19 protein-coding genes, 1 pseudogene and 1 riboswitch are annotated in these 21,119 nt (G+C 49.8%); of the genes and pseudogenes, 6 read left to right on the plus strand and 14 right to left on the minus strand.

Annotated features, from left to right (window positions below; translation table 11 throughout):
* Positions 1–62: 62 nt before the first annotated feature.
* Positions 63–1,490, plus strand: coding sequence for a putative bifunctional diguanylate cyclase/phosphodiesterase (locus L0M14_RS22320; RefSeq protein WP_235118748.1), 1,428 nt, complete (start codon positions 63–65; stop codon positions 1,488–1,490).
* Here L0M14_RS22320 and L0M14_RS22325 read toward each other — a convergent pair whose 3' ends face one another.
* From L0M14_RS22325 to zwf, 5 genes and pseudogenes are all read right to left on the minus strand, one after another.
* Positions 1,491–2,270, minus strand: coding sequence for a YheC/YheD family protein (locus tag L0M14_RS22325; RefSeq protein ID WP_235118749.1), 780 nt, complete (start codon positions 2,268–2,270; stop codon positions 1,491–1,493).
* Entirely contained in the window at positions 2,267–3,397 is a 1,131-nt protein-coding gene (locus L0M14_RS22330; RefSeq protein WP_235118750.1) for a glycosyltransferase family 4 protein, read from the minus strand. Before L0M14_RS22330 ends, L0M14_RS22325 begins: the two co-directional genes overlap by 4 nt.
* A 235-nt stretch (positions 3,398–3,632) precedes the next feature.
* Positions 3,633–5,216 (minus strand): peptide chain release factor 3, encoded by a 1,584-nt coding sequence (locus L0M14_RS22335; RefSeq protein WP_235118751.1) that lies wholly within the window; start codon positions 5,214–5,216, stop codon positions 3,633–3,635.
* A gap of 87 nt (positions 5,217–5,303) precedes the next feature.
* Positions 5,304–6,356 (minus strand): metallophosphoesterase family protein, encoded by a 1,053-nt coding sequence (locus L0M14_RS22340; RefSeq protein ID WP_311198762.1) that lies wholly within the window; start codon positions 6,354–6,356, stop codon positions 5,304–5,306.
* Between the two features lie 266 nt (positions 6,357–6,622).
* Positions 6,623–8,160: pseudogene (gene zwf, locus L0M14_RS22345) on the minus strand (glucose-6-phosphate dehydrogenase).
* Between the two features lie 201 nt (positions 8,161–8,361).
* On the opposite strand from zwf, the gene L0M14_RS22350 reads away from it, so the two are divergent.
* Positions 8,362–8,697, plus strand: a complete 336-nt coding sequence (locus tag L0M14_RS22350) for a hypothetical protein (RefSeq protein WP_235118753.1) — start codon at positions 8,362–8,364, stop codon at positions 8,695–8,697.
* Positions 8,698–8,746: 49 nt separating this feature from the next.
* Here L0M14_RS22350 and L0M14_RS22355 read toward each other — a convergent pair whose 3' ends face one another.
* Positions 8,747–9,193, minus strand: coding sequence for a GNAT family N-acetyltransferase (locus tag L0M14_RS22355; RefSeq protein WP_235118754.1), 447 nt, complete (start codon positions 9,191–9,193; stop codon positions 8,747–8,749).
* Positions 9,194–9,381: 188 nt separating this feature from the next.
* On the opposite strand from L0M14_RS22355, the gene L0M14_RS22360 reads away from it, so the two are divergent.
* Complete coding sequence (locus L0M14_RS22360; protein ID WP_235118755.1) at positions 9,382–10,074, plus strand: hypothetical protein; 693 nt, start codon at positions 9,382–9,384, stop codon at positions 10,072–10,074.
* Positions 10,075–10,108: 34 nt separating this feature from the next.
* On the opposite strand, the gene cysK is transcribed toward L0M14_RS22360, so the two are convergent.
* The 6 genes from cysK to L0M14_RS22390 form a co-directional block, all read right to left on the minus strand.
* Positions 10,109–11,047, minus strand: a complete 939-nt coding sequence (gene cysK / locus L0M14_RS22365) for a cysteine synthase A (protein ID WP_235118756.1) — start codon at positions 11,045–11,047, stop codon at positions 10,109–10,111.
* A 171-nt stretch (positions 11,048–11,218) separates the two neighbouring features.
* Positions 11,219–11,767, minus strand: a complete 549-nt coding sequence (lepB, locus tag L0M14_RS22370; RefSeq protein ID WP_235118757.1) for a signal peptidase I — start codon at positions 11,765–11,767, stop codon at positions 11,219–11,221.
* A 22-nt stretch (positions 11,768–11,789) separates the two neighbouring features.
* Positions 11,790–12,434 carry a response regulator transcription factor gene (locus L0M14_RS22375; protein ID WP_235118758.1) on the minus strand — a complete coding sequence of 215 codons (645 nt, stop codon included), beginning with the start codon at positions 12,432–12,434 and terminating at the stop codon, positions 11,790–11,792.
* Between the two features lie 67 nt (positions 12,435–12,501).
* The gene (locus tag L0M14_RS22380) at positions 12,502–13,551 is read right to left on the minus strand and encodes a sensor histidine kinase (protein WP_235118759.1); all 1,050 of its coding nucleotides are present in this window, start codon (positions 13,549–13,551) and stop codon (positions 12,502–12,504) included.
* Between the two features lie 44 nt (positions 13,552–13,595).
* Complete coding sequence (liaF, locus tag L0M14_RS22385; protein WP_235118760.1) at positions 13,596–14,258, minus strand: cell wall-active antibiotics response protein LiaF; 663 nt, start codon at positions 14,256–14,258, stop codon at positions 13,596–13,598.
* Between the two features lie 578 nt (positions 14,259–14,836).
* Positions 14,837–15,427, minus strand: a complete 591-nt coding sequence (locus L0M14_RS22390) for a PspA/IM30 family protein (RefSeq protein WP_235118761.1) — start codon at positions 15,425–15,427, stop codon at positions 14,837–14,839.
* Positions 15,428–15,590: 163 nt separating this feature from the next.
* A riboswitch (cyclic di-AMP (ydaO/yuaA leader) is annotated at positions 15,591–15,739 on the plus strand.
* 6 nt (positions 15,740–15,745) lie between these two features.
* Here L0M14_RS22390 and L0M14_RS22395 point away from each other — a divergent pair.
* Positions 15,746–16,537 carry a stalk domain-containing protein gene (locus tag L0M14_RS22395; RefSeq protein WP_235118762.1) on the plus strand — a complete coding sequence of 264 codons (792 nt, stop codon included), beginning with the start codon at positions 15,746–15,748 and terminating at the stop codon, positions 16,535–16,537.
* 159 nt (positions 16,538–16,696) lie between these two features.
* A complete protein-coding gene (locus L0M14_RS22400) occupies positions 16,697–17,401 on the plus strand; it encodes a polysaccharide deacetylase family protein (protein ID WP_235118763.1) in 705 nt (234 codons plus the stop codon).
* A 463-nt stretch (positions 17,402–17,864) separates the two neighbouring features.
* Here L0M14_RS22400 and L0M14_RS22405 read toward each other — a convergent pair whose 3' ends face one another.
* Positions 17,865–18,686, minus strand: coding sequence for an anti-sigma factor (locus tag L0M14_RS22405; RefSeq protein ID WP_235118764.1), 822 nt, complete (start codon positions 18,684–18,686; stop codon positions 17,865–17,867).
* The gene (locus L0M14_RS22410; RefSeq protein WP_235118765.1) at positions 18,683–19,261 is read right to left on the minus strand and encodes an RNA polymerase sigma factor; all 579 of its coding nucleotides are present in this window, start codon (positions 19,259–19,261) and stop codon (positions 18,683–18,685) included. Before L0M14_RS22410 ends, L0M14_RS22405 begins: the two co-directional genes overlap by 4 nt.
* Before the next feature lie 173 nt (positions 19,262–19,434).
* Between L0M14_RS22410 and L0M14_RS22415 the strand changes: the two genes are divergently transcribed.
* On the plus strand, positions 19,435–21,030 hold the full coding sequence (locus tag L0M14_RS22415) for a copper amine oxidase N-terminal domain-containing protein (protein ID WP_235118766.1): 1,596 nt from the start codon (positions 19,435–19,437) through the stop codon (positions 21,028–21,030).
* The last annotated feature ends 89 nt before the right edge of the window (positions 21,031–21,119 follow it).

Consider the following 21,119-nt stretch of genomic DNA (forward strand, 5'->3'; position numbering starts at 1 on the left):
AACTGAATTTCGTTTTATGATAGAAAAGAGCGTACACTATGATGTAGGGATGAGGGATCACATTGAAATTCATCAGAAAGTTGTTTCGTTCCTTTTCATCAATGGCAGACGAGACCACATTCGTGACGAAAGAAGCCAAAGAAGCTCACTACAGCGGTTCACCCCCCGACTATGCACACCTGAGAATACATGACCGCAATGTCCTTCGCAACCTTCTCGTCTCTTCGCTTCAATTGCTATATCGAGAGAATTACACCCCTATATGCAGCCTTCTCTTACTCGACATTGATCGATTTCGCCATATTAACCTCTCGCTCGGATATGCATCCGGAGACCAATTGCTTAAAGAAATTGCTGATCGTCTGCTTGTTGCCAATGATAGAAGACTTGTCATTCAAACCGGTGACGATGAATTCGTACTTCTGCTTCACGCAGATAACCAACAGGAATTGACCGCAAACATCGATCGAATTCAACAAGTTTTCCTGGAACCGTTCTGCATGGACTCCCAGTCCTGCTATGTAAACGCCAGTGTCGGCATTAGCCAAGTCGATTTGGAGGAACACTCTGTAGACCTGGCGCTTAAGCAAGCAGATCTCGCACTGCGCGCCGCCAAGAACACCGGCAAAAATAAAAGCCTTCACTATGAACCAGAGCACGAGAAAGCGAATGCTGCCGCATATATTCAGCTTGAAACCGAACTGCGCAAGGCGATCCAGGAGGATCAGCTTACGCTCTATTATCAACCGCGACTAGAACTGTCCACTGGCCAAATTATTTGTTTGGAAGCACTGGTCAGATGGAATCATCCCGTGCATGGTATTATTCCTCCGGGAGAGTTCATTCCGCTTGCTGAGGAGAGCGGCTTGATTTTGCCGCTTGGAGAATGGGTACTCAGACACGCCTGCATGCAGAAGAAAAAATGGCTGGAAGCCGGTATCATTAACTACCAGCTAGCTGTCAATATTTCCCCCTGCCAGTTCCAGGAGCACGACTTTGCCGATAAGGTCATCCGCGTCATCGATCAAATGCACATTGATCCCAGCTTTCTCGAATTCGAAATTACGGAAAGCACCATCATGCACAACATGGATAAAACGGTTTCCATCCTGGAGAGGCTCTGTGATTATGGAATCTCCATCTCCATCGATGACTTCGGAATCGGCTACTCTTCGCTCAGCTACTTAAAGCATTTTCCGATCAATTGTTTGAAAATAGACAGGTCCTTTGTCAAAAACATTCATAATAACCATAGTGATTTGGCCATTACACATGCCATCATTCATCTCGGTCACACCCTCAATCTCCAGGTCGTCGCTGAAGGAGTTGAAGAACTCAGCCAGCTGGAAATCCTGCGCGAAACCAAATGCAACACGATTCAAGGCTACCTGCTTAGCCCGCCGATCTCGGCACAAGAGCTAGAGCTGCTCATTGCTTGCAAAGCCTTGTCGCTGCGACAGGATGATGAACCCCGCGAAGAATGCAGCTGATCACCGGTTTTTAGGCTTTACTCTTCCGTTCGATTTGGCATACTGCATCACCTTGGCATAGACGCGCTTATCTCTCAGTCTCCGAAAGATATACGGGTCAGGTGACGTGTTCACCTCTAATATCCATGGATGAAGCTTATGATCAATCGCCACATCCACACCAATTTCATTCACTCCCTTAAATCGGGACTGCATGGCCTTTGCAGCGTGCAGTCCTATCAATTGGAGCCTATGCATCAGCTTTTTACTCTCTCTATCCGCCATATATCCCTGCAGCAGCAGCCCCGGGTCCTTGAGAGCTCCTCCGTTATGAAAGTTCGTTACAATCTTGCGAGGGTGCGCTACCCGACCAATAATTCCCGTAGTTTCCCACTCCTGTACAGGACTCTGTTGAACCATCACCCGGATATCAAAGCGATTTCCCTTGTAGGTCAGCAGCTCGATCCCTCTTTGAACCAAATAACGGCGCTTACCGATCAATTTACGAATAGATCTATACATATCGACAAAACGCCCAAAGCTTCTTGGCGTCTCGCCTTCCTGATAGAAGTAAGATTGGTCCTGCCGACCCTTATGCCATTCCACACGCATGACACCATTACCGAACATACCGCTGTCCGGCTTGATGTAAACCATTCGATGCTTATGAAGCATCTGTTTGAGTGTCCGGTAGGTCATCCGCTTTGTGAGAGGGATATAGGTTTCCAACCTGCTTGCGGTTTGAATAGCCTTGGTTTTGGCCCATTTGCTGTTAATATGCCTGCGTAAAATCTTGCTCATGAAGAACCCTCCCGCTTCTTCCTGTAACATGCAGCGAGCGTGCGTGCTGTCGCTTGCCAGCTGAACCGCTTAACCGCATCGATCCGAGCCTGCCTGGCTAGTTTCCCGGCCCATGCCCGGTTATGTGCAACAGCTACAATACTTTTGGCAAAAGCTTGCGGCCTCCGATAAGCTTTTACAGCGATTCCGCTGCGCCCATGCTTGATAATTTCCTTGATGCCTCCATTAGCCGAAGCGATGACAGGCAGGCCGGATGCCATAGCTTCCACATTGACAAGCCCGAACGCTTCATGCTTCTGGGATGGACATACGAAGCAATCCGCCAGCCAATAGATGTGGTGCACCTTACCGTGGGGCACATTCCCTAAGAATCGAAGCGGCACAGAAAGCCTCTTGGCCTCTCTTCTCAATTGAGCCTTATAGCCCTTCCTATGCTCTGACCCGGCAATCAGGAGCTTCGCTCCGGGAACCTGCTTTCTTGCCATATGCATGGCTTTAATTAATACCGGAATTCCTTTTCTTCGAATAATCCGCCCTGCAAAGAGTACCTGAAATCCTCCGTTTACGTCCATTTCCCGGCGAATTTTGGCTTTCTCAGCAGCACTAGCCGGCCTGAATCTGGATACATCCGTACCAAGATATACTCGCTTTATTTTGTGACGCGAAGTCGGAAACATCGCGCTCAGCCTCTTTTTCAAAGAAGCGCTGTTTGCGATGATCCTGTCTACCTCAGCCAGCCATTCGGCGGCATTGCTTCGAGATGCGTGAGGTTGCTGGACGAACGTTAATGAATGAAGAAACAGGGAGACCGGTGTTTTTCCGGCTTTTCGTTTAATCAGAGCAGCGTATCGGGGACGATTATCGACTTGAATCCAGTCGTAGGATGTCCCCTTTATCGCCCGAAGAACGGACTTTAGGTAGATATCGGATGAGCCGCTTGCCACCCGCTTGATGGTCAAAGCCCCCCGTTTTGTCACCTGTGAGTATCGGGGATGAGTCCTGCTGATGACCGTCACCTGATGGTGCTTCGCCAACTCGCGGGCGATAGCGTAGATGCATATCTCCACCGAGCCTCCCTTGAGGGGCGGCACCGGAATTTGTTCAGGAGCTACAATAAGAATCTTCACGTGAGTAAGTCACATCCTTTAAGGATTTAGACTGAATCCGTACCTATAGTATGAGTGCTCATCAAGATTTGCGACAAGAATGGCAGTTTGACCTGTAGCTGCAAAAAAAAGAGACCGCAAACCAAGCTCACTAGCTTGGTGCGGTCTCTTTTTTTGGCTGATATTGTTAATTAGCTACTAGTGCGTAATCAGCTGACTACCCTCTGATTTGGCTGTCGTTGGCTGGTATCAACTGTTAAGGCGCATTGGTTAAAAACTGGGCGTTCGGATTTTTCTCCATGGAGGATCGTAACGCATATTCGCTTTCAAACAGCGCAACGTAGTTGCCTTTTTTATCCTTCACGAGCTGGGAATTGATCCGGAACTTACCGGGATCGATCTTCTCGTCGATAATCCATCTGGCGAATTGATAGTTCTGTCTTTGCAGCAGGATATCCACGCCGTATTCGTTCTTCATCCGATGCTCCAACACCTCGAACTGCAGCTGGCCTACGACGCCAAGAATCATATCTTCGAAGCCGATCGTCGTAAAGACCTGAATCATCCCTTCCTCCGTCAGCTGGTCGATGCCTTTCAGGAACTGCTTTTGCTTGAGCGCGTTCTTGATCGAGACCTTGCTGAAAAGCTCCGGCGAGAACGTCGGCAGCTCGTCAAACACGATTTCCTCACCTTGGCTCAGCGAATCGCCGATGCGGAAGATCCCCGGGTCGAAGAGCCCGATGATATCTCCTGCGAAAGCCTCTTCCACGATATCTCGGTCCTGTGCAAGGAACTGCTGCGGCTGCGAAAGCTTGATATCTTTGCCTGCGCGCACGTGCTTGACCGTCATGCCACGCTCGAATTTGCCCGATACGATCCGCAGAAACGCGATACGGTCTCTGTGGGCCGGATTCATGTTGGCTTGAATTTTAAACACATAGCCGGAGAACTTTTCCTTCGTCGGCTCGATCACACCTGCCGTACTGTTGCGCGGCTCCGGTTTCGGTGCCAGCTGCAGGAAGTTCTCAAGGAATGTCTGCACACCGAAGTTGTTAACCGCACTTCCGAAGAATACAGGCGTCAGTTCGCCCTGCAGCACCTTCTCCATGTCAAATGGATCGCCCGCCACATCGAGGAGCTCAATATCCTGGCTCAACTGCTGATGAAGGAATTCACCGGCGATTTCACGAACGAGAGGATCGTCAACTCCGCTGACTTTACGAACCTCGATCTCTTTATGATCGTCGCCTTGGAACAACTCCAGCTGCGTCTTCCCACGGTCATAGACACCGCAGAACTGCTTGCCCGAGCCGATCGGCCAGTTCATCGGATAAGAACGAATGCCAAGCACTTCTTCCAGCTCCTCCAGCAGTTCAAACGGATCGCGGCCCTCACGGTCCAGCTTGTTGATGAACGTAAAGATCGGAATGCCACGCATCCGGCAAACTTGGAATAGCTTCTTCGTCTGCGTCTCGACCCCTTTGGCTACATCGATCAGCATCACGGCGCTGTCCGCCGCGGTTAATGTCCGATACGTATCTTCACTAAAATCCTGGTGACCCGGGGTATCCAGAATGTTGACGCGATGGCCTTCATAATCAAACTGCATCACGCTTGATGTAACCGAAATTCCCCGCTGCTTCTCAATCTCCATCCAGTCGGAGGTTGCATGCTTGCTTGCTTTACGCCCTTTGACCGTACCGGCCAGACGAATCGCGCCTCCGAACAGAAGCAGCTTTTCTGTTAGCGTTGTTTTCCCCGCATCCGGGTGAGAAATAATCGCGAAGGTGCGGCGTTTGGCAACCTCGGTTTCGAGCACTTTATTCACTTGCGTTGTCATCAGGTTAGTCCCTTCCTTATTATCTTTCTTTCTGGTTAGTTAGATGGCTTGATCATCATGTATGCAAGAATATCTTCGTTCTAGCGCCTATGCATTTGCTTTCTGCAGCTCGATCGTCCAGTCGGCCTCGGCAGTATACGTTCGATTGCTGAATTCCCTGCCGCGAAGCACCACTTTATCCGCATACACCTGCACATACAAACCTTGCGATTTATGTTTCACTTCCTGCTGGTAGGCTTTATTGAGCGGACGGCCTACCGAGGAATTGTGGAAATAGTGAAACGTTTCCTGCACATAATGCGCAACTCCGTTTTGAAAATCCATATGCCGGTGCCCGCAAAATACAAACACATTCTTATAGGGCTTGAGCGCCGCCCTGAACTCCCTGGCACGAATCAGTTGGTGTGTCGCTCCGTTCGTATCCCCGACTGGCAGCGGCTGGTGTGTCATGACGAAAAGCGGCCTGCCCGGCACATAATTCGCCTTCAGGCTCGCCTTGAACCAAGCCAGTTGATCGTCGGAATACCAAGCCCCTTCTCCTACTTCCGGCTTCTCCTGGACATAGGCTTCTTGCGATAGAAGGAGCATCGTATGATTCTTCACCTTATATTCATTGTACGGCTTGCTATAGCCGAAAAACTTCATAAACTGTTCCCTGGACAGAGCATCTGTTTTTCCATTGGGCACGGCTTTCTGATCCCAACTGTTGTCCTGGTTAATCCAGATCGTATAGTAATCATGGTTGCCCATGTTCGCATGTACAGGCGGCAGTTTATATTCGTTTACAATGGTATGCAGCTCCTTATAATCCCGTTCCGTACCTGTATCGGTCAAATCACCGGTCATAATAATGGCGTCTACAGGAGAATCGAAATGAGTAATATCATCTAACGCCTGCCTTAGCTTGCTTTTCGTCTGCGGGTCTCCAACGCTCACATGCAGGTCGCTTAAGATAAAATAGGATAGAAGCGGCCCGGTCTGCGGCATTTCCGTGCTCTCTGCAGTACTGCTTGGTTCCGGATCGGCAGCTGCGGTTGAAGGATCAACTTGGCTGCCCGATAGAAATGTCTTCTTCACCTTCTGGCTAAAATATGCGCTTGCCCCAATCAGGAGCGCCCCAATAAACAGGAGCCATCGCAAAAATACTCTCCTTGACATTGCTGCACCTCTACTGGCGTAGGAAGCCTTAAATTTAGTCAACCACCATTATAACATAAAACGACAGGGCAATGTGACTGCAGTGCAGCGCTTACTCAACCCGCAAAGCGAAGCCTTCGCTAGGAAGCAAATTCACATTTTCGAGAGAAGAACTGCATGCATAAACGCTCATAGGATAGCAAAAAACCAACGGGACACCTAAGCCCATTGGTTCTTCACTACGTGTATTTCTTTGAACGTCGTCCGGCTTAGGTGAGTACCGATGTCTTCGGCTCGGTAACCCAATCGACTTCGCCTTCATTCTGTCCGTTGATCGGCCACCATTTGAAGCCGTCGTGTTCAAGCAGCTCTCTCGCTTCCACAGGACCCCATGATCCTGCAGGGTAATGTTTTAGATCGCTAGATGTCTCGGCCCATGCTGCTGCGATCTTATCCACGTACTCCCCAAGCGAGAGCCACTTCATCCCAGCGGGTGAAATACGTGGAATCTCCTCTTGCCGCGTCATACAGCAGACGCTCATAGGCTTCCGGTGTATTGATACCGACTTGACAGCTCTGGCAAAAATCCATCGCCACAGGAACGATAACACCCTCTGAGCCCGGCTGCTTGGCGTTCATTTTCAGATAGATGCCCTCCATCGGATTGACGCGGAAGACAAGCAAATTCGGCTGAAGATCATGCTTCTTAGCCAAGTACACATTGGTTGGAATGTTCTTAAACTCGACCACAACCTCCGTTGTTTTAACCGGAAGCCTTTTACCTGTACGAATGTAGAAAGGAACTCCCGCCCAACGGAAATTATCTACGAATACACGCGCGGCAAAATAGGTCTCTGTCGTCGACTGCGGATTCACCGAATCCTCGCTGCGATATGCAGGGAGCGCCTTACCTTTGGCCGAGCCCTCGCTATACTGGCCCCGAACCACATTATTGCGTACATCGTCGCCATCCTGGAACATACGGAGAGAACGGAGTACCTTCACCTTCTCGTCGCGGATGTCTTCGGGATGCAAACGGCTAGGCGGCTCCATGGCCATCATCATGAGCATTTGCAGCATGTGATTTTGGCCCATGTCACGGAGAGCGCCGGAATGGTCGTAATAACCTCCACGCTCTTCGACACCTACCGTCTCACTTAGCGTGATTTGGATGTTCGCTATGTATTTATTGTTCCAAAGCGGTTCGAAGAACGCGTTAGCGAAACGTACGAACTCGATATTTTGCACCATTTCCTTGCCCAAGTAATGATCGATACGATAAATATCCTTCTCTTCAAACACTTGACGAAGCTGACCATTCAGGCGCTCTGCCGAAGCGAGATCATAGCCAAAGGGCTTCTCGATCACAAGACGATGCCATCCTTGAGTCTCAAGAAGACCTCCTTCGCGGAGATTATAGGATACGTTGCCAAACAATTCAGGCGCTAGAGCCAGATAGAACAAACGATTGCCGCCTGTTTGGTATTGTTCGTCCAATCGGGCGGTTAACTGATTTAGTTGATGAAAACCCTCTACGTTATTAATGTCGAGGGACATATACTCGAACCGCTGAGCAAATTGCTCCCATTCCGCTTCGTTTTTGCTCTGATAACGGGCAAATTCCTGGATGGAATGCTTCACATCTTCACGAAATTGTTCATTGGTGCGGGGTCTGCGCGCGAGTCCGACAACCGCAAAATTTTCTCCAAGCTTTCCTTCACGATACAAGCTATAAAAAGCAGGAAACAGCTTTCTTTTTCGCCAGATCACCTGTTGCGCCAAAAATATAGAATACAGCTCCACTCATCTATGCATCATTCTTTCTCTATTGGAATTAGTTATTATGCTTAGCATACCTAAAATAGGTAAGGGATTCAACTTAATATGCAATCAGTTTTATCAATACCTTTGCTAAATTTTCCTGATATATAGACATCTGTCCATACCAACGTCCCACTTTGCGAATAGGCTGATTACAGATAAACAAATGCGGAGGTGCGTACCTTTTATGGAAAGAGTTTTCCCAGTAACGGAAAAAAGTTGTGCGGCGTACTGCGGCAAACCGGTGTTCATTTACTTGTATGACGGCTCGGAGATCTACGGTGTTCTAAGCCGAGTCGAGAACGGCCATCTGATTCTCAACGATAAAGCCGCTACCGTCACTAGCTCCCAAAGCAAGAAACGTAAATCTGTTGCAGTAAAATCCAGGAAGAAGGAAGAACAAGCGGAAACGAAAGCATTCCATGACGTATACCCAGGACCGTTAAGCTTCGGCGGCTTCGCTTATAACGAGGCTCTTGCGCTGCCGCTAGCTTCCACTGCATTCTTATTCGCCATCGTTTAAAGCATAAGAGGGCTACCGACCTAAGTGTCTGCAGCCCTCTTATTTTTTGTCAATGAAGCGGCTTACTCATTCGGTAACAGCCCAAATCGGGAAAATACTGCTCCGTGCTGTAGCCCCTGCCCATATAAAATTGCAGCGCTTTCGGATTGCTGTCATCCACAAATAGCTCCGCATGGTGACATCCCCTAGCTCTTCCGAACTCTTCTGCGGCTCTCATTAATTCCTTCCCCCATCCCCGGCTCTGGGTTCTAGGGTCAACCGCAAGCATATCGATGAAAAGCACCTTTGATTTATGCAGCAGCGAAATGAAGCCCACAGGTGCGCGAAGCCCTTTCGCCACAACGAAAGTTGTGCCTTGATTCAATCTTTTTTTAATTTCCGTAAAAGTAGCAGAAGCGTTCGCGGCTCTTTTGAACTTGGAGAAAGGAACCAGCTGGTCTACGACCAAACGATGTATACTCCTATCATCCACTGAGGGCAATCGTTTACGAATCATTCGGCATCGCCTCCACAAGAAGCAATAATGCTATCTTATGTGTAAAAGCCGTGACTTGCTTCCGCGATTCTTTGCCTATCTTTCGTTTTTTTCGCTGCAAGCCCAATTTACCCCAAATCGTTCCAATGTTATACTAGCAGTAAGTGGAATATTCCAGTCCGAGCATCTTAGAAAATGAGGTGAATACCTTGATTACAGCCTATCCTCTTGCCATCATTAACAGCTATAAGACCAATAAAGACTACTATAAAGTGTCCTCTGTACGCAGTGTTAGCGGCAGTCCGGGCAAGTCCAGGCAATTCCTGAACCTGCCCTATGATCAGACCGCCTATAAGCAGCTGGTCAAACAGGCGGCGCAAGATACGGCCGATCTTGTGCGTTCGGCGGACGATGCCAAGCAATCAGCCAAAGCATGGCTGCAGGCTAGCTCGCGCTTTGCCCCCGATTCCTCAGAGGATACCAATGAACTCATAAAGCCTCTCCGTCAATTTGTCTCCTCGTTCAACAAGCTGCAGGAGAACTTGAATCAATCGGGAGGTCAAGTAAACCTGACGTTAGCTAAGGGTATCGATCAAGCCGCTAAGCTTTATCTAGCCCAGGGGCCTGGCATCTCACCTGATGAGAACGGAGCCCTGCAGCTCCATGAAGACGAATTCAAGAAGCTCGTAGCTGACGGTCTGTCTGATATAAAAAAACGGCTGAAAGGCGTCAGCAACTTTGCTTCACTGCTAGGCAGCACCATGGATTCCCTAGAACAATTGCCTTCGGAGGGCTTGTTCCAAGTGGAGAACTCACCGCTCCAGACATACACCCAATACCGCAGGCAGAAGGGATATTTACCGGTCCCCATGAAAGGTTTACTGCTCGATACACGCATGTAAAGCCGTATGAGACGAGTGCTCACACGGCTTTTTATTATTGCTGATACAGCGTCGTAGATAAATATCGCTCCCCAGTATCCGGCAGAAGGACAACGATGTTCTTGCCCCTATTCTCCGCCCTTCTAGCAAGCTGAACAGCCGCATGAACGGCAGCTCCTGAAGATATGCCTACCAAGAGGCCTTCCGTTCGCGCAAGCAACCTCGACGCCTCAAAAGCATCCTCATGGTGAACTTGTACGATTTCATCCACTGACTCAGCATTATACACGCTTGGAATAAAGCCCGGTCCTAATCCCTGCAATTGATGGGCTCCCCTCGTTCCTCCGGATAAGACAGGAGATTCAGAAGGCTCCACAGCGACAATTTGAATGGATGGCTTACGCTGCTTCAGTACTTCACCTACACCCGTTATCGTTCCGCCCGTTCCCACTCCGGCTACGAAGAGATCGATTTCGCCATTCGTATCCCGCCATATTTCCTCTGCCGTCGTTTGCCTATGAATCCGAGGATTGGCCGGATTGTCGAATTGATGCGCTACAAACGCATGGGGAATTTGTTCAGCCAACTCCTCAGCTCTTCGAAGCGCCCCCGGCATTCCCTCCGAGCCCGGCGTCAAAATCAACTCCGCACCTAGAGCCTGCAGTACATTTCTGCGCTCCACACTGAACGTCTCCGGCAGCACAATCATAAGCCGATAGCCTTTAGCCGCAGCTACAAAAGCAAGAGCGATCCCCGTATTTCCGCTGGTCGCTTCAATAATGACCGAATCCTTACGCAGCAGTCCTTTTTCCTCCGCATCTTGAATCATCGCATAGCCGATTCGATCCTTCACACTACCTGCCGGATTAAAATATTCCAGCTTGGCGATCAAAGTTGCTTCTAACGACAAGCTTGCTCCATAGCTTCCCAATTCCAATAGCGGGGTATTGCCGATTAATTCTGTAAGATTCTTGGCGATGTTGGATTTTAGCATGCAGATTTCCTCCTTTGAATTAAATCTTATTTTTCCAACCAGATTAATTGGTTATTTAACCGTAACACGATGTGCCGCATTTTTACAAGCAATACAAAAAACTCCTTAATCTCACCACCCTTACTTACAAGGCGATAAGACCAGGAGTTCCATTTTGATCGGTCTAATGACTTAGAACAGCTTCTTACCCAGAACATGATCCAGCGGCACAAAACCAATGACCCGGCTATCCATACTGTTGTTGCGGTTATCTCCCATGACAAACACGTGGTCGGCGGGGACCGTCCAGGACTTCATCTTGTCATCTTTCATTTGCTCGTTGAGATAAGGCTCATCCAGAAGCTCCCCATTGCGATACACATGGTGATCCTTGTACTCAATCACATCTCCGGGCTTGCCTATCACACGTTTGATCCAAACATGCTGGTCGTCCGTTCGGGTAAACAAATTCAGAAGCGGACTATCCAGGAGGTCATTCTTAAAGGTCCGTTTCATATTGACGCGGCTGTCGATGATGACAATGTCACCGTAATCCGGCTCTGACGAAAAGGTATGCGGCAGCTTGGATACATAGACTCTTTGCTTATCATGAAGGGTTGGGTCCATGGAATGCCCCATCACCTTCGTTGACTGAAATACAAATACGCCCAAGAATACGACAAGGACGAAGGAGATGGCAATCGAACCGAACCAGCTCCATATTTGCTTCAATATATTCATTCGTTTGCTCCTCCTCTTACTTTTACTCGGCCAATCCATTCTTGAACGCATAAATAGCCGCTTGAGTACGATCTTCCACTCCCAGCTTGGCCAGTACATTGGTCACATGAAACTTAACCGTTTTGACACCGATAAATAATTCATCCGCCAGTTCTTGGTTAGATTTCCCTTTTGCAATTAATCGCAGTACTTCCATTTCCCGTTCTGTAAGCTCTTCATGCGGAGCGCTCGCCGGCTTCGGCTGGCGAAAACGGTTCATAATCTTAGAGGCCACCTGAGATTCCAGAATCGATTGGCCGTTAGCAGCCGCGCGAATAGCTTGTGCGATTTCTGAAGCCCGCGACGTCTTCAATAAATAGCTGAATGCGCCCGCTTCGATAACCGGGTACATTTTTTCATCGTCAAGAAAGCTGGTTAGTACAATCACCTTGCACTCCGGATACAGCTGCAGCAGCTTGCGTGTTGTCTCAATGCCATCCATACCCTCCATGACCAGGTCCATAAGAACCACATCCGGCTTGTACTCCTGTGCCAGACGTATGCCATCCTGTCCATTGCTGGCCTCTCCGACAACCTCGATTCCATCTTCAGTGCCAAGCACTGCGGCCAGCCCGATTCTCACCATCTCATGATCATCTACAAGAAGTACTTTAATATTCGATTCCATGATTCGATACTCCTCTCCTTGCACCTGTCTCCCAGCACTTCCCATAGGGGAATTATCTGCTCACAAATTATGGCTCCTGCCCAATTAGCGGAACCCGGATTTCGATCCTCGTTCCCCGCTCGGGCGCTGTAATGATATGTAAATGCCCGCCAATCTCATTCACGCGTTCTTTCATCGAGACAATACCATAGGACGCATGCTTCTTAGCATCCAAATCAAACCCTACGCCGTCATCGCGAATGGACAAACGTATACCATCTGGGCGATGCAGGAGCTTGACCTCCAGCTTGTTCGCCTTGGAGTGCCGCAGCGCATTAGACAGCGCCTCCTGCACGATACGAAACAGGTGATCCTCGATCCCCTTGGGCAGCCGAATTTCATCGTCCATATCCCATGAAATCTCCATCGGAACCTTGGCCGCTAATTCACGCAGCAGCTCAACAAGGCCTTCGGACAAGCGCTTTCCTTCCAGATGCACCGGCCGTAAATGAAGCAGCAGGGCTCTCATCTCGGATTGAGCAACTGAAGCCATTTCTTCGATAAGATGAATTTGCCGCTGAGCTTTGCTGAAATCCTTATCCAGCGTCCGCCCCACTGCCGTAGCCGTCATAGATATGGCAAACAATTGCTGACTAACCGCGTCATGCAGCTCTCTAGCCAATCTTTGGCGTTCTTCAATGACCGCCGATAGCCTCGCCTTCTCAGCAAGCTCCGCATTATCATTAGAGAGCCGCTGGAGGGAAGTAACCTGTTCCTCCCATTTCTTCATCACTCGACCCAGCTGCTCGCCGAGTCTACCGATTTCGTCTTCACCGTGCTCAAAGCCACCGCGGCTAAAGGTTCCCTTTTCCAGCTGGATCATCGTCTCCATAAGAGGCTCCAGCCTGCGGGTGACACGATTGCTGCTCCAGAAGCCGTAGACGGCTCCGATGACTAGCACTGACCCAACTACCAGGAAGCTGATCTGCACACCTTCCTGCCAGGTGCGGAATGGAACGATCATATTACGAGAGCTGAGAAAATATAAAACTGCTCCTAAAATGATCAGACTGAAAAGAATGGATTCCCCCATGCTGCGCCATATCATATTCGTTAACTTTCTTTTATAGCCGTCCAAGCACGGTCCTCCTTCTCCAGCCTGGTCCGGATCCCCGGATCAACTTACAAAATTTTAATGTCCACATCTCCTACGATGTAAGAGACAACTAGTTTCACTCGATGGTCCGCCCACTCATAATTACTGGACTCCCAGATAAGCTTGTTCAACACACCAGCTTCTTTTTCCCGTCCTGCTGCTATTTGACCCATTATCACAGATGAGGTGACGGAAATACCTATATCTTCAGGTACGATAATATCAACATCGCCAATGACGCCTTGAAGAATGAGCGTCGTTTCTTTTTTCTCGAGGATCGCGAGAGATAGGTCAATATAAGTTTCACCGATGACGTACCAAATGCTGCTATTACGCAGAATCCACGGCTCTCGTCCCAATCTCATGCTGTCGATAATTTTATGCTTCTGGTTGTACGATTCGTCTTTAGGGAATTGCTTGGATCGAATAAAATAAAGTCCCAACAAAATCAAAACAATGGAAATGACGATGGACAGATGGTTGGCAAATAAGATGACAATTCCCGCACCGATCAGCACATAGCCTTTTCGTTCTCTTCGCGATCTGATTCGATGAATACCCAATAGAACGAGGAGAATCGCAAGAATGGGAAAAAAGCCGACCGTATGATCCAGAAGTAAAAAAAGACCGGCCCCGATCAGCAGCAGCGCTGTATTCCGGCTTCGGTTAGGTTTCGTATCTTCTCCCATGTTGCACCTCCTCTGGCTGCTCGATTATAAGATAGGCTGTACACATTGTGGTAAAAAGCCGCTGTGACCGCATTATTCTAGCATACCATAAGAATCTGCGCCCTCCAAGATGAAAAGACGCGACCAGCGCTGCTCTCCGCGCACAGCCCTGCCCCATTTTGGGTGCGACTTGGAGGCGCGTAAGTTGCATGGCGAGCGCTAGCGTGTGGCGCATAGGGCGCATACTCACGTGCGCGCGGCTGCGCCGAGGGCGGACTCGCGGGCTGCGCGGCTGCGCCGAGGACGCGGACTCGCGGGCTGCACGGCTGCGCCGAGGGCGCGGACTCGTGGGCTGCACGGCTGCGCCGAGGGCGGACTCGCGGGCTGCGCGGCTGCGCCAAGGGCGCGGACTCGCGGGCTGCACGGCTGCGCCGAGGGGCGCACATGCTCGTGCTGCGTGGCTGCGCCAAGGGCGCGGACTCGCGGGCTGCGCGGCTGCGCCGAGGACGCGGACTCGCGGGCTGCACGGCTGCGCCGAGGGCGCACTCGCGGGCTGCGCGGCTGCGCCAAGGGCGCACATGCTCGTGCTGTGCGGCACGCTACTTCCGGGAGCGCGCCCGCCCTTCACAGCCGCTGAAGCGGCTGTGCTGCCACTCCTCCCGGAGTCTGCCGCGCACGGCGCGCAGCTCCTCCCGCAAGTTGCAGCTCGCCTCCTTCAGCGTCTCGCGCGACAGCACGGCCGCTTCACGCAGGCCGTGCCAAGCCTCGCGGCCGAGCTCGCGGCCCGCGTGTTCCAGCTCGCGCAGCGCTTCGCGCGAGCCTGCGTCATCATGCGGCCCTGCGCCCCGCGGCCGCATATTGCCTGCAGCGGCGCGAAGCCGCTGCAGCTCCTCTGCTAGTGCCAGGATATCATCCTGGCACTTCCTGTACTGCGCGCGGAGGTCTTCGCGCGCAGCCTCCAGGCGCAGCTTCTCCTGCAGCGCACGCCGCGCCAGGTCCTCGTCGCCAGCTCGCATCGCAAGCTCGGCCTGCTCCGTGCGGAGCTCAGCAAGCTCCTCCGCGTCAACACATTGCAGCCGCAGCTCAACAGCTCGCTGCAGCGCTTCATGATAGCGCTGCTCTGCTGCTTCTATTTCCGATATAGAAAAACCGTATCCGGTCCCCATCTGCCCAACCCGCTTCATACCCATTGTCAATTCCGCCCCTTTACATTCCGAATCTTATGCTTCTATCGTAATCCAAACACTTCACTCTCAAAACGGACTCCCGACTGTATTTCATACTGGACTTAAGTCCAGGTTCCGCCGCACACTTCCACATTTTGGCCGTTGTTGGCCTATAGCCACGATGATAATATAATTGGAGCCGAGTCCGGAGCTCCTCATGCGCCGGTACGGGGGACGATATACTTGGGGTGAATGTGTGCTGTTTCAGAGGCAAACTAGGGAGAACCTTCTTCCCGAACCCGTCAACTAACCTCGGAGGCTTCACTAGAAGGAGGAATCCAATTGAATATTGCTTTAAAAGGGCTGGCTAGCCTAGCTGTGTCTATGACCGTATTGGCAGGAGGCTTATTTTCCCCGCTTCATGCGAATGCAGCCGAGATGGAAGTGAAAGTGCAGGTCAACGATGACCTTGTACAATTTCCGGATGCACAGCCTTTTTTGGACAACAACCATTTTACGCAAGTACCGGTTCGCTTCGTTACAGAGAAGCTTGGATATGCGCTCCATTGGGAAAAAGATGGAGATAAGATCAAAGTGACTTTAAATAATGAGAAACACACGATAACGTTGATCTCAGGGGAAAAAGAAGCAGTCATTGACAATACGCCGGTAGAAATGGACACACACGCCGAATTTCAAGAGGGCCGTGTCTATGTTCCTCTCCGATTCATATCAGAGGCATCCGATGTGCCCGTGCAGTGGGATGCTAGCAGCAATTTAGCTATTTTAAACAAAGACGGCAACCAGCACTCCCCGGATTACCAGGAATTCGAGGCAACCGCTTATTCAGCCGATCCTGCCGAGAACGGCGGCTACGCGGCGTTTGATTTTATGGGCAATCCACTCATGCTGGGAACTGTGGCTGTAGATCCTTCTGTTATCCCGCTGGGTTCCAAGCTGTATATCGAAGGGTACTCATTTGACGGGCTTCCTGCTGGCGGTATGTATGCTTATGCTACGGATACAGGTGGTTCTGTAAAAGGCAACCATCTAGACATCTTTATACCCGCCTCCAAAGAATCGTTAAAGCAATTCGGCATTCAAAAAATTAAAGTGTATAAGTTATCCGAATAAGGACATCTAACGAAAACTAAGCTGGTTGCTGAACAAGGAATGACTATTCCTTACAGCATTCCGGCTTTTTTTCATGTTCCTCACAAATATTGCCTCGGCTTCATGGCGAATAGGTTGGAGAAAAGGGTCAAAGACTATCTCCAAAGGAGGTAACGACCCATGGCTAAGCTCCATCGTAAACTGCTCGTTGCCGCTCAGCTTGCCGCTTCCTTAACCCTCATGACAGGAGCTGTTCCTGTTCCGCAAACTCAGGTAGTTTCAAAAGTTCAGACCACTCAAAAGCTGGTCGCCCTCACGTTTGACGACGGTCCGAATCCCGTCTATACGCCGCAGGTTCTGGATGTACTCAAGCAGTACGATGCGAAAGCAACTTTTTTTGTGTTGGGGAAAAGAGTCCAGATGTACCCTCAAATCGCGATCCGCGAAGTCAATGAGGGGCATGAAATCGCCAACCACACCTACGACCATCATTTTCTGCGGCATGTCTCTCCTAATAAGCTTAAGGAGGAAATCGAACAGACGCAGGATATTATTTTTGATATCACCGAGCAAGTTCCTCACGTGTTTCGCCCTCCCGGCGGTTACTACGATCAATCATTGATTGAACTGGCCAAACAGGATCGTTTTACAGTTGTCATGTGGTCCTGGTATCAAGATACGAAGGATTGGAAGAAGCCCGGTGTTGATAAAATCGTCAGCTCCGTCCTAACTCATATTCATAACGGAGACATTATCCTGTTTCATGATCTGCAGGGCGATTGCTCCCAAACCGTTGAAGCATTAAAGATTCTACTGCCAGAGCTCAAAAAACAAGGCTATCAATTTCTAACGGTCACCGATCTGATAGCAAAAATGAACAAGTAAAGGAAACCTCATAATGAAAGATTTGATAAAGTCAATAACGCTCATGCTGGGATTATTGCTATTCGGTGCTCCTCCTCTTTCCCTTACGGCATCAGAGATCACGCCCCAGGCAGAAGTGTTCCAACCATCCACCGAAAAAGTGATCGCCCGGTTTCCTTGTACGGAACAGGTCCGCGATGAGACCGCTGCGTGGATCGCTTCCATCACGGAACTATATGGACAACCGGAAATTCCAGAACCCAAAGACGGCCTTGTGGTCCACATCCCACTACAGCCGTCTTTACAAGTATCAAATGAATGGCTTCATGAGTCCATTCAGGATTTGTATGTGCTGGTCCCCGGCCCACGGGACAAGCAGCTTCCTCTACTGCTTGCCATTACGGAACAGGGAAGGCCCTATGTCTTCCATTTCAGCTGTCCTATCCAGCCTTTTTCTAAAGAGTCACCACCTAACTCGCGGCGGCTAACTTTTCCCAAGACTTGCTGCAAGCACCGGTTTACCTCTCGGCTTGTCTCCATAGGCATCCGGCTCCAAGGTAATGGCAATTTGATCGTAGCTGCTGGGCTCCATCGTAAAATATAAACCGCCTGTCCCGTCATGGCTCATGAACGTGCCTGCATTGACGACGACATCCTTACCTTTTAAAAGCCATACCTGAAAGGCCTCATTACCTTTGAGCTCGGGGAGCTTTTCCGCTTGAACAAGCAGGTGCGTCCCCTTGGTATCAATGACGATGGTGGCAAGCCCCTTGGCAACAATATCCGCAGCCGTACTGTTGAGGGATACGACACTGCCGGTTCTCGCTCCCTCCGCAGGCTGGTTAAGCGCAACTAGCTGAGCTTTCAAGTATGTATTTTGCTCCTTCAAATCGTAGCTGTACACGCCTAGGACAAGTATCGCAGCCGATAAGCCTCCATACAGCCAAGGTCTCCACCTGCCACCGGAACGAGATGTCGATTCAACTGCACGTCTCTTGGTTATCTCGACTGAAAGCGGCAACGAAGCTGCTGAAGAAGACGTATCCGTTATGCGATTTACTCGTTGCTCTATAGAAGTTTGCTCACCAAGAACCCTTCCAAGAATTCGTTCCTTCATACCTTCCGGGACTTCCACCGGCTCAGCGGCAAGCGGGAGAAGATCGATAATTTCAGCAAGCTCGGCAAGCGCTGACTTACACTCCACACAGCCTTTTAGATGCTGTTCAAATTCCTTCCGTTCCTGATCGTCCAATCCACCTAAGGCGTATAGTTCTCTAAGATCACACATAGCTTCCGGCTTATTCATATATGCTGCTCCTCCTTCCTTATGCCAGTGAGCTTCGATTTGAGCTGTTTGAGCGCCAAACGAACCCTGCTCTTAACCGTACCGAGAGGAATGGCCTCCTGATCAGACACTTCCTGCTGCGTGTAGCCTTGATAATAAATCAGATCCAACACCTGCTTTTGATCTGGATTAAGTTCTCCCAACGCATCTTTAATCCGCTGCCCCATCCACTGCGATTCAACTACTTCTTCTGTACTTTTCGCGGTATCCTGCACCCGGTTCATTTGCTCCGGCCCTGCTACTTGCCCGCTTGTGCGGCTTTGCTTTTTCCGAAGCTGATCGATCGCGATATTACGTGTCAAAGTAAACATCCAACTAGTCAATTTACCGTTCTCCGCATCGTATCGTTCCGCTGCATGCCATATTCGGAGAAACAGCTCCTGAGCGACTTCTTCTGCCATCATTGGGTCATGAACGATCCGATAAGCAAAGGCATAGACCGGTCTTTCATATCTTTCATACAGATAACGCAAAGCATCGGCATCTTTACGCACGATTCTTTCCATGATTTGTAGATCAGTTAAGGTATCTGTCATCAAGGATCCCCTTTCCAAAGTCTCCTCCTATTATATATTTCGCAAAAAAGGCTTGTATGGGATGACCATAAAATATTTTTTAAAAAAAGAGCTCAACTGTGATCCAAAACCAAACTTCCTCCGTTTCCCTCTTCAGATGCAACAAAAAGCATATTAAAGGAGAGATGAAACGAATGAAACCAATGATGAAGAAATTAGCAACCGCTGCGCTGGGCCTTACACTGGTATTTCCAACCATGGCAAGCGCCCACACGGTAACCGTCAAAAGCAGCTCATCCGATCTGCGCGTCACGCTTGAAGGATTACTCGGAGAGCACGCTGCTATGGCTGTCGTTACCATGCAAAAGGGGATTGACGGTGCTCCGGACTTTCAAGATGCAGCAGCAGCCCTTATGGCTAACGGAGATGATCTGTCTCAAGCAGTCGCTTCCGTATACGGCGAAGATGCAGGGAAAGCCTTTAGCGAATTGTGGAAAAGGCACATCGGTTTCTTCGTCGATTACGTGACTGCTACAGCCAAGAAGGATGAAGACGGACGGAAGGCTGCATTGGATAAATTAGAAGAATATGGTCCGGATTTTGGCGCCTTTCTAGCAGGAGCTAACCCCAATATCAAAGCGGAAGACGTCGCCAAAGGCTTAACTGCCCATGTAAGCCAATTGATCAGCGCCTTTGATAACTACGTCAACAAAGATTATACTCAAGCTTACCAAAGTGAGCGCGAAGCCTACATGCATATGGTTCATTTCGGCCAAGTATTGGCGGATGCCATCGTCAAACAATTTCCTGATAAATTCAATGCCGATGGTTCCAGTGCCGCTGCAGCAGACCTTCGTTCCGCCCTGGACCGCTTGCTCAGCGAGCATGCCGAATTAGCTGTATTGACTATGCAAAAAGGAATCAATGACGCGCCGGATTTTGAGGCTGTCTCAAACGCATTACTCGCAAACAGTGATGATCTTACCAAAGCTGTCGCTTCCATATATGGCGAAGAGGCTGGGGATGCATTTAAAGAACTATGGAACGCGCATATCGGCTTCTTCGTCGATTACGTGAAAGCGACAGCGGCGAAGGACGAATTAAAACGCAAAGAAGTCTTGGAGAAGCTGGGCAGCTACGGTACCGATTTCGGAGCCTTCCTTGAAGGTGCCAACCCGGAACAATTCAAAACCACAGACATAGAGACAGCATTAAAGCCTCATGTCGCGCAATTGATCAGTGCTTTCGATAACTATGTAAACATGGATTATGCCAAAGCTTACTCCAGCGAACGGGAAGCCTATGCCCATATGATGCATACCGGCGATTACTTGGCAGGAGGCATCGTAGCACAGTTTCAGGATAAATTTCATGACTCTGCAACTATGGATGCCCCAAAGAAAATATGGCTGAAAATCGGCAGCAGCGAATTCAAGGTCAATGATCAAGTGACCTTGATGGATACGGCTCCGTTCATGTGGGAAAACAACACCTACGTGCCTCTCCGCTTCTTAGCTGAAGGCATCGGTGCAGAAGTGACCTGGGATCAAGCTACACAAACCGCTTGGGTCAAATCCGGTACTGATACACTGACCTTCTGGGTGGATAATGACTACATGGAAGTGAACGGAATGCGCAAAGAGATTGGAGCCAGCGTTGTCCTTCGTGACGGCCGTACGCAAGTTCCTCTTCGCTTCATCACGGAGCTGCTCGGCTGGAATGTAGCATGGAATGAAGCCGACTGGTCCATCACGCTGACGAAAGCGATGAACGACAATCATCAGCATTAATTATAGCAACCAGGGATAAACGACTTCGTCGACCTTAAAGGACGAGCGAGTTTGTCAATGTTGATGCGAAGCAAAAGTATAAAACTTAA

The organism is Paenibacillus hexagrammi (genome assembly GCF_021513275.1).
Taxonomy (GTDB): Bacteria; Bacillota; Bacilli; order Paenibacillales; family NBRC-103111; genus Paenibacillus_E; species Paenibacillus_E hexagrammi.

Bases quoted from the DNA above. Each gene is read 5' to 3' on its own strand.
- L0M14_RS22325 (WP_235118749.1), bottom strand. From the start codon at position 2,270: ATGAGCAAGATTTTACGCAGGCATATTAACAGCAAATGGGCCAAAACC.
- L0M14_RS22335 (WP_235118751.1), bottom strand. From the start codon at position 5,216: ATGACAACGCAAGTGAATAAAGTGCTCGAAACCGAGGTTGCCAAACGC.
- L0M14_RS22350 (WP_235118753.1), top strand. From the start codon at position 8,362: ATGGAAAGAGTTTTCCCAGTAACGGAAAAAAGTTGTGCGGCGTACTGC.
- L0M14_RS22355 (WP_235118754.1), bottom strand. From the start codon at position 9,193: ATGATTCGTAAACGATTGCCCTCAGTGGATGATAGGAGTATACATCGT.
- cysK (WP_235118756.1), bottom strand. From the start codon at position 11,047: ATGCTAAAATCCAACATCGCCAAGAATCTTACAGAATTAATCGGCAAT.
- lepB (WP_235118757.1), bottom strand. From the start codon at position 11,767: ATGAATATATTGAAGCAAATATGGAGCTGGTTCGGTTCGATTGCCATC.
- L0M14_RS22375 (WP_235118758.1), bottom strand. From the start codon at position 12,434: ATGGAATCGAATATTAAAGTACTTCTTGTAGATGATCATGAGATGGTG.
- liaF (WP_235118760.1), bottom strand. From the start codon at position 14,258: ATGGGAGAAGATACGAAACCTAACCGAAGCCGGAATACAGCGCTGCTG.
- L0M14_RS22390 (WP_235118761.1), bottom strand. From the start codon at position 15,427: ATGGGTATGAAGCGGGTTGGGCAGATGGGGACCGGATACGGTTTTTCT.
- L0M14_RS22400 (WP_235118763.1), top strand. From the start codon at position 16,697: ATGGCTAAGCTCCATCGTAAACTGCTCGTTGCCGCTCAGCTTGCCGCT.
- L0M14_RS22405 (WP_235118764.1), bottom strand. From the start codon at position 18,686: ATGAATAAGCCGGAAGCTATGTGTGATCTTAGAGAACTATACGCCTTA.
- L0M14_RS22410 (WP_235118765.1), bottom strand. From the start codon at position 19,261: ATGACAGATACCTTAACTGATCTACAAATCATGGAAAGAATCGTGCGT.
- L0M14_RS22415 (WP_235118766.1), top strand. From the start codon at position 19,435: ATGAAACCAATGATGAAGAAATTAGCAACCGCTGCGCTGGGCCTTACA.